At 65.2% G+C, this 8139-nt stretch carries 7 protein-coding genes, 1 tRNA gene and 1 pseudogene; 4 read left to right on the top strand and 5 right to left on the bottom strand.

Going from position 1 to position 8139, the window contains the following annotated elements; translation table 11 throughout:
• Positions 1–3 precede the first annotated feature (3 nt).
• Both C5F48_RS20115 and C5F48_RS26225 read left to right on the top strand, forming a co-directional pair.
• Positions 4–80: transfer RNA gene (locus tag C5F48_RS20115), tRNA-Met, on the top strand.
• Positions 81–123: 43 nt separating this feature from the next.
• Positions 124–372 carry a hypothetical protein gene (locus tag C5F48_RS26225; RefSeq protein ID WP_245941547.1) on the top strand — a complete coding sequence of 83 codons (249 nt, stop codon included), beginning with the start codon at positions 124–126 and terminating at the stop codon, positions 370–372.
• Positions 373–648: 276 nt separating this feature from the next.
• Here C5F48_RS26225 and C5F48_RS26220 read toward each other — a convergent pair.
• From C5F48_RS26220 to C5F48_RS20090, 5 genes and pseudogenes are all read right to left on the bottom strand, one after another.
• Positions 649–1728 (bottom strand): annotated as a pseudogene (locus C5F48_RS26220) (recombinase family protein); the annotation flags it as partial.
• Between the two features lie 28 nt (positions 1729–1756).
• Positions 1757–1906, bottom strand: a complete 150-nt coding sequence (locus tag C5F48_RS20105) for a hypothetical protein (protein WP_181247740.1) — start codon at positions 1904–1906, stop codon at positions 1757–1759.
• A gap of 387 nt (positions 1907–2293) precedes the next feature.
• A complete protein-coding gene (locus tag C5F48_RS20100) occupies positions 2294–4489 on the bottom strand; it encodes an AAA family ATPase (protein WP_107665575.1) in 2196 nt (731 codons plus the stop codon).
• 105 nt (positions 4490–4594) lie between these two features.
• On the bottom strand, positions 4595–5170 hold the full coding sequence (locus C5F48_RS20095) for a hypothetical protein (RefSeq protein ID WP_146603677.1): 576 nt from the start codon (positions 5168–5170) through the stop codon (positions 4595–4597).
• 167 nt (positions 5171–5337) lie between these two features.
• On the bottom strand, positions 5338–5862 hold the full coding sequence (locus C5F48_RS20090; protein WP_107665573.1) for a hypothetical protein: 525 nt from the start codon (positions 5860–5862) through the stop codon (positions 5338–5340).
• 114 nt (positions 5863–5976) lie between these two features.
• Here C5F48_RS20090 and C5F48_RS20085 point away from each other — a divergent pair, with 114 nt between their 5' ends.
• Positions 5977–6171, top strand: coding sequence for a hypothetical protein (locus C5F48_RS20085; RefSeq protein WP_146170665.1), 195 nt, complete (start codon positions 5977–5979; stop codon positions 6169–6171).
• A gap of 395 nt (positions 6172–6566) precedes the next feature.
• A partial coding sequence (locus C5F48_RS20080) for a plasmid recombination protein (protein WP_107665571.1) occupies positions 6567–8139 on the top strand: 1573 nt, incomplete at its 3' end.

Raw genomic sequence — 8139 nt, 5'->3', positions numbered from 1 at the left:
TGGCGCGGGGTGGAGCAGCCCGGTAGCTCGTCAGGCTCATAACCTGAAGGTCACAGGTTCAAATCCTGTCCCCGCAACCATAAATTCTGTACTTTGCACAACCTCCTGTTCGCAGGAGGTTTTTTGCTGTCCGGTGAGCTGCTGGACACCAAGGCTCATCGCCAGGATCCCCGCCAGATCACCATGCAACGTCAGATCGAGAGTCTTGCGCTTGCCCGCCGTCGGCACTGGCGTCGCCACGATCTTGTCGATCAGCCCGCGGATCGCATCGCGCGCCTGGCTCTCCTGGTCGGGGTCGCTCAGGCCGGCGATGATGGCGCGAATGCGTTCGTGGTAGGTCTCCGCCATCTTCGGATGAATGCGCACGGATGAGACCGGGGCAGGGGCCTCGGCAAGTTCGAGTTCCAGCTGCTTCTGTCGCGCCTCCAGCAGTTCCAGCTTGGCATTGATCCGCGCCGCCGGCGTGCCTGCGAGGAGTGCGTTCACGAGAACATCCTGATCCTTGATGACTTTGGCCAATTCCTTGCGCTTCGCCGCGCTGTCGTCCGTGCGGGTCGCGGCGAGCCGGCTGCGCTCGGCGATGTATTCGGCAGCGAAGACCTTCACCAGGTCGGGATCCATCAGCCGGTCGGTGAGCAGGGTCAGAATACGGCCCTCCAGGTCTTCCCTAGTGATGCCGGTGCGGTTGTCGCAGACCGACGTCCCCTTGTTGCGGGAATTGCTGCAGCCGAAGCGGTCCTTGCCGATCGTCGAGAAGCCCCCGCCGCAGCAGCCGCATTTGACGAGGCCGGTGAGCAGGAAGCGAGGCTTGCGCCGCTCCCAGGCCTGATGCCCTGTCTGAATGATCTTGCGATCCGCCTGACGCGCCTTGACCGCATCCCATAGATCCTGATCGACGATCCTCAACTCCGGCAGATCCTTGGTGATCCACTCGGCCTCGGGATTGGGACGCGCCTGTCGCTTCCCGGTCTGCGGATCCTTCAGGAAACTTTGCCGGTTCCAGATCAGCTTGCCGATGTAGATCTCGTTGTTCAGGATTCCCGTTCCGCGCTTCGGGTTGCCATGGATGGCCGATTTGTCCCAAGCGCCCCCTCGCGGGCCGGCGACGCCGTCCCGGTTCAGACGGTCCGCAATGCGGTTCGGCGACATTCCGTTGGCGTAGTCGAGGAAGATCTGCCGGACGACAGATGCTTCCTGCGCATTGATCGCACGGTCGCCGCGCCTCACCTCGCCGGCGTCGGTCAGGCTGCGCAGCACCGTATAGCCGAAGGCGTTGCCGCCGCCGGACCTGCCGGCCTCGACCCGGCCGCGCAAGCCGCGGCGGGTCTTGGCTGCGAGATCCCTGAGAAACAGGGCGTTCATCGTGCCCTTCAGCCCGATGTGCATCTCGCTGACCCGTCCTTCGGAGAGGGTCTCGATGGCGACACCGGCGAAAGCCAGCGTCTGGTATAGACCGGCGATGTCGGCTTGGTTGCGCGACAGCCGATCAAGCGCTTCCGAGATGACGAGGTCAAACCGCCTGTCCCGGGCATCCTGCTGCAGCCGCTGGATGCCCGGCCGCATCAGGGTGGCGCCCGACGTTGCAGCGTCCTCATAGCTGCCGACGAGCAGCCATCCCTCCCGGGCGGCGCGTTCTCGGCAGAGCCGCAACTGGTCGTCGATCGAGGCCGCGTTCTGCAGGTCGGAAGAGTATCGGGCGTAGATGACGGCGCGCAGCGTGTCGGGCATGGCGATCCTCCTTGGGGAGTGGTGGCTATCAGTCGGAGTCGCGCTCGGCCGCGTGGTCGGCGCGGGCGGCGTCACGGGCGAGGGCGCGGACCAGCATCAGCAACTGAGCCCGATGGTCCTCCGGGAGTTGCGTCGATGCAAGCGAGACGTCGGAAGATTGCGCGGCCGGCGCCGACATCGTCGGCCCCTTCCGTGCAGTGATCTTCCGTTCCCGCGCCATGGCGTGCCTTCCCCGGCCCCGCGCGCGATGCTCTCGCGGCGGGTGATGATGTTCTTCGACTGTCCGGAAGCTGTCCGGTGCCATTGTTCATCATCATAAAGGAGAGGGAGGGCTGACGGTCATCGAACTCGCTCGGAACGGGTCTCTGAACCCGCGTTTGGTGCGACTTTCTGTGGATTGCGGGGTGCTGGTCCTGAGCAGGCAGCCCAAGTGCGCTGCCCGCGCCGAGCCAGCGCCGCGCCGCGCCTCGGTTTGCGAAATACATTTGTAATTATCCGGATTTTATCGAGCCTTGGCTCAGGAAGCGGCGGAAGTGGCCCCGCCAGTGGCGGCGGGGCGAAGGTGTCAATGAGGGAGCGCTTCGGGCCCCGACCGATCTGCCGGGTGCAGCCGTGCGAGCCAGTGCGCGCTGTCGGCCGGACCAAAGTCCCGCACCGAAGCCAGCTCCCGCGCCATCGCCTCGAGCAGGGGCTGGTGCGCCGAGAGCACCGAGACGGCGCGTTCCTCCGCCGCCTCGATCAGCCGTCGCACCCGCGCCCGCAACGCCGTGTCGTGCAACAGCATGCTCTCCGCGTTACCGAGCCAAACCGGGCCGGCGCTGCCGAGGCCGAGACTGTTGTCGATGGAAAGCGCCAGTCTGGTCGCTTGGGCCAGATCGGAGCTGTCAGAGCCGCCAGCCCCGGCGGACATGCTTCCGAAGATCACGCGCTCCGCGGCCCGGCCGGCCATGATCCTCGCGAGCGTGGCTTCGAGTTCCGGAAGCAGCCCAGCCTGTGGCGCGGTCTCGATATGGGTCTCGCCGCCGCCGCGGGTCAGCAGGATGCGCCGGACCTGGCCGAGCTGAAGAGCCTCACAGAGAATGGCGTGACCACATTCATGCACCGCGACGCGGAAGTCGAGGTCGGGGCTGCGTCCATTGCCGAAGACCCGACGCAGGTCGTCAGCGCTCAGGTCGCGGCCCTGCCACCGCGCCCTGGCGCGGGCGTCGCGGATGGCCGCGTCGACATCGGCGCTGCTGAGACCCGCCGCCCGCTGCGCAAGATCTTGCAGGTCCGCTTCCGGGAAGGGCAGGTTGCGTCGCATCACCCCGATCAGCGCCGCGACGTCCGGCAGCGGCATTTCGATCTTCAGGTCGAAACGCCCCGGTCGGAGGATCGCCGGGTCCATCAGTTCCGGATGGTTGCAGGTCCCGACCACAATGACCCCCTCCTCGCGCGAGATGCCGTCCATCGCCGCGAGGAAGGCGTTGATGACCTGCATCCGATAAGAACTGTTGTGCAGATCACCGCTGGTCCGGGAGCCGACTGAGTCGATCTCGTCGATCAGCAGCAGGGCCGGCACGCGGGACCGCGCCTCGGCGAAGCTCCTGTGCATCTCGCGCAGCATGTCGCCGAGATGGCCGCTCGCCTGCCAAGTGGCGAAGCTCGCGGTTACCACCGAGATGCCGGCGGAATTGCCCATGGCCTGCGCGAGCCAGCTCTTCCCGGTGCCCGGCGGGCCGTAGAGCAGGAGCGAGCGGCTGAGGTCCGACCAACCGATCTCGCCCTTTTGCCAGAGCTTGAGGTCGCCGACCAGTTGGCGGGCCGCGACCAGCGCCGGCCCGTCGCCGGCCATGTCTTCCAGCCGTGGCTCCTGTGACCCGCTGGATCGATGCGGATCGCAGGAGCGCGCAAGCTGCCTCGCCGCCGCAGGCGCTGTCGGCGCCCGCAGCGCCAGCAGGACCGTGAGCCGAGGCAGCGTCGCCAGGACGCTGTCCTCCGGCAACGCCTGCCGGATCGCTGCTTCATTGACGCGGCCCGTTGCGGAGTGGCTGGCCGCAAGTTGCGCCAGCAAGATGTCTGCCGAGATCGGCGCGAGCGTCAGATCCGTGTAGCCGTGCCGGGGAAAGTCCGTCGGCAGGTCCACGGTGTCGGGAAGCAGGATCACCATCGGCAGGTTGCCCTCGAAGCAGTCGGTGATCAGCCGGTGGAAGCGGAAGAGATCAACCCCCTTGAGCTCTCCGGTGAACAGGCTGGGCGTCGCGAGCAGCAGCGAACACTCTCTGTTGTGATGATTCCGCTCGGGAACCACCACGCGCCAGCCCTCAGGCAGAAGGTTTGCCAGCACCTCCTGCACGCTCGAGAGATCTGCGGCAGGCACCCGGCGGATCACCGTGACCCCGCCATGACGGAGGGCATGATCCCGGCCCTCGGTCGATCCGAACGTCGCCGCGAGGCGCAGGGCCAGAAGCAGTCGACTGGCGGGCAGGGGCGAGGCGGGACGGACGGCCCCGGTCTCGGAGGTCGCGTAGGGATCGCCGCCGGCGTCGAGGATCGCATGCCAGTCCTCGGCCGGCATATGCATGATGTCCGGATGATCGCGGAGCATGTCCAGCGGCTTGCGCAGCGGCGCCGCCGCGGCGACGGCTTTCTCGCTGCGGTCCGGTTCCAAAGGATCGTTGCGCTCGGCGCCGGTCGCAATGAGACGCCGCATGCGCTCGACGGTCTGACGGGCCAGTTCCGACCATGCCGGCCGCGGGGTGGTGTTCGTGTTGTGCGTCATGGCGCACCTCCAGGATAAGAGAGGGAGGCCGTCCGGGTGCCGGACGACGGACAGGATGTGAGGATGGGATTGCCGAATGCGCGCCTTGGTCCCGGCGCGGCGCGCTCAGGGTATGAGCGCGTGGTCGCCTTGCGGAGCGCCGCAGTCGTCCGGAGCAGCGGGCGCTGCGAGGCCGACCGACAGCAGCGCCTCTTCCAGACTGGCCCGGGGATCGGCCCGCAGGCCGGCGATCTCGGAGCGGAGGATCCGATGAGCCGGGCGGCGGTCCCGGCTGAAACGCTCGACATTCTCGGGCAGGACCACGAGGGCGAGAAGGTCGAAGTCGCTGGCCGCATAGGGCCTCAGCCCGCCCGGCGAGTGGCTATAGCCTTTGCTGATGTTGAAGTGCCACGCTCCGCCGCGCTCCGCCGTGGCGGTCTTGATCTGCAGCTTCAGCACCGCATCAGGGTGCAGCACGAGACGATCCGCCGAAGAATGCTCCGGCAGGGCCAGCGGCAACAAGCCGAAGCGCAGGAGCACGCTGTCCACGAAATGCTCGCCGGCATGTCCGAGAATCTTGGCGTGGTGGCACAGCGTCCCGGTGTCGAGATCCGGGAACGACCAGAGGGCGGTGACGCTGGCGGCGCTGCGCAGGGCGACGGGCGGCAGCATGAGGCCCACAAGGGGAAGTTGGACAGGCATGGACAGCCCTCCTTGGCGAGTGATCGAGCGGCGGCGGCAGACATGGCGCACGCCAAGCCGGATCACGGTTCAGTCTATGGGAACGAAGGCGGCGCGCAGGACGAACCGACAGCCGGGCGGCAGGCGGTCAACCGTATATGAGGTGCTGCGCGTTCCGGAGGGTCATCTCACATCGCCAAAGACAGAGGGGCCACCGCGGCATCCTCGTCGTCGGCGCGGGCCACGTCAAGATATTCTTGGAGGCCAGCAATATCCCAAAGGCGGTCCCGGGCTGTGGCCAGCATCTGGTTCACCCGCGAGACAATCGCGCCACGTCCGGAGCACTGGAAGAGGTCCGGGAAGATGTCGAGCAGCCCATGAAGCTGCGCGAACTCATCCGCCCGTTCGGACTCGATCATCATCCGCGTCAATAGGGCCATGCGCTTCAAGGGGCGATCCTCGACACGGACGGGACTTGCATTCCTGATCAGGTCCAGGAGCGAAAGGACGTGATCCCGAGACCTTGCAGCATCGCGCTGCCACTCAAGAAACGCGGGGTTCCATGCATCGACGTGATCGATATCACGCTCGGCCTCGACGTATCCGGCCAGAGCTCCAAGAAGGCGGGAGAAGGCATGGGTGGTCGGCGTCGGCGTAAAGTAGATGGAGCCTTTCGTGGCATCTACTGCGGTGGTATTCATCAAGGTAGCCATGGTCGATCTCCTCACTGAGATTGTCGCGGTCAGGGTCGGGGGGTGTTGGTAGCACCCTTTCCGACCCGCATATAGAACATATGCTCGATATGCTGTATTGTCAATATGCTGCATATGGCCTATTTCTATGTCATGGCCAGAGAAACTGCATATCCCGTGAAGAAGCTCGTGAACCTGACGGAGGAGCAGGCGAGGCGGATATCCGATTTCCGCTTCAGTCAGAGGCTCCAGTCCGAGAACGAGGCCATCCGCAGTCTGATTGAAATAGGCCTCGGCATAGCTGATGCTGATCGCCAGGAAAAATCCTGACGGGGGCCTCGGCGCGACAGTCCGGGTAAGCGGTCGCGGTCAGCGACCGCTCTGATCAGTGATGGGGTGCATACGCAGACGCAGCCGCCTCCGACACACGCTCAGCGAACTCCACCGGCAAGACCCGTCAGAACAAGATCATCCTAATATGTGCAAGTCAGGGTCCAGCAGGCTGCTGGCCGCAGGCTTCGCGTAACGGCTTTGCCGTGGAGTGAAGTCGAGGAGGGTCCTGGGGTTTCCCCGGGCGAACGGTGTTGTTGCGATCCGGGCCTGCCCGGATTGCAACAACACTAGTGAGTAACGGACCGACAATTCCCGTCCGTGCACCTGCGATGATTTTCTAGGAATGACCTTAGCCTGAAGGAGAAGTTCTTCTTCAGCAAGGCCTAACTGTCATGAATGCCATTACCTCCATCACTGCAATCCAGTTCTTCCAGCCGGCCCCCGCAGTTGTCGAAGGCCCGCCCATCGTTCTGAGGTTCCAAGGCCTGCATCCGGGTGACCTCGGCAGGCTTGCCATGCATGACCAGCGCGCTGGTGGTGATCTCCAGCACGTTGACCCTGAACAGATCGAGGCCAATCGGGTGGAGTTCGGTGAGACAACCTGGATCAAGGATCTGAGGCTCGAGATTGATACCGCGTCACGCCAGAACCTTGATCGCCATGTCGAAGCGCTCCTCGCAAAGTCGCGGAGGAAGGAAGCGGCCAAGGTCAGGGAGGCCGGTCTTCGTGACCCGTGGAAGCGTTGCGCCGGCGGCCCGCTTCGGGAGGGTATTCTAACGGTCAACAAGGCGTGGTTCGGCGGAACAGGACTTGCCGAGTGGGAGGGTGATCAGGTTGAGAAGTTCCGCACCCACGCGATGGCATTCCTTCAGAAGCACTTTCCCGGCGGCCAGCTCCGGTTTGCCTCTTCGCATTCCGACGAAGAAGCGTTTCACCTGCATTTCGTGGTTGCAGTCTGGACCCAGCGGGAGACCGCGAACCGCGGCGTTCAGCGTCTCTTGCAGGCCGCTGCCAATCCGTTGCTCGCTGACTATGAGCATGCGCAGGACATGGCCGGGCGCCATTTCGAGAGGATTGGCCTTCGTCGCGGCGAGCGGCATGCCGCCGCGCGCCGGGCGGCCTTGGCCGCTGGTGAGCCAGCGGAACCGAAGCGGCGGCATGTCCCGCCGAGCCGGTATCGTGCGGAAGAGAAGCGAAAGGCGGAGGCGGAAAAGGCCCGGATTATGGCCGAAGCGTGCGTAGAGGCCGACCGCGTCGCCGAGAGCGCTCGGACGCTCGGCCATGCGGCCATCCGCAAGAGCCGCAAACGCGCTGTGCGCGAGGCGCAGGCTCTGAAGGTTGCGGCTGCGAAGGACGAAGCAGGCGCCATCCGCCGCCGCGATGTGGCTGCGGCGGAGGCACAGAAGGCAAAAGAGGCGGCTGGCGCCGCCCGACTCAGAAGAGAAGAAGATGAGGAGAAGGCAGCTGCAATCTTCGCGCGCGTTGGCGCTCAGGTCGAAGCGGCCGCGGAGGCGATTAACAAGGTTCAGTCTCTGAAGCAGGAAACTGCAGAAACGGAAGCGGCATTGACCTTGAGCCGTCGCGAGATCGAAGCCGCCGAGCAGAGGAAGCGGGTTGCCCGGAGGGAGCTTGAAAAGGTTGAGGCTCGGAAGAGGGAGGCAAGTGAGGAGGCAATGAAGGCGCGGATCGCGCAGCGCTTGTCGGAAAAGGCGGCGGGCGACGCGAAAGCGGAGGCCGAGAAAATCCGCATGGCCACCTTGCGCGAGGCTCGGCGCGTCGATGCTTTGGCCAATGGCCTCGAGCTGTTCGGAGCAGGTGTGCTGGCTTGGCGTCCGGCCACGCCGAAGCGCCCCGAGAGTATTGTATTCGGACCGGCAGTGCCGAAAGAGGCGAGCGAGCGGCAGGCGGTTGTGGATACGGTTGCGGCTGCGAGCTTGTGGCTGAGGCGGCTGGTCAAGGTGAGCT

The sequence above is a fragment of the Cereibacter changlensis JA139 genome, from assembly GCF_003034985.1.
GTDB classification, from domain to species: domain Bacteria; phylum Pseudomonadota; class Alphaproteobacteria; order Rhodobacterales; family Rhodobacteraceae; genus Cereibacter; species Cereibacter changlensis.
This window is presented reverse-complemented; position numbering and strand designations above follow the sequence as displayed.

Bases quoted from the DNA above. Each gene is read 5' to 3' on its own strand.
- C5F48_RS20105 (WP_181247740.1), bottom strand. From the start codon at position 1,906: ATGTCGGCGCCGGCCGCGCAATCTTCCGACGTCTCGCTTGCATCGACG.
- C5F48_RS20100 (WP_107665575.1), bottom strand. From the start codon at position 4,489: ATGACGCACAACACGAACACCACCCCGCGGCCGGCATGGTCGGAACTG.
- C5F48_RS20095 (WP_146603677.1), bottom strand. From the start codon at position 5,170: ATGCCTGTCCAACTTCCCCTTGTGGGCCTCATGCTGCCGCCCGTCGCC.
- C5F48_RS20090 (WP_107665573.1), bottom strand. From the start codon at position 5,862: ATGGCTACCTTGATGAATACCACCGCAGTAGATGCCACGAAAGGCTCC.
- C5F48_RS20085 (WP_146170665.1), top strand. From the start codon at position 5,977: ATGGCCTATTTCTATGTCATGGCCAGAGAAACTGCATATCCCGTGAAG.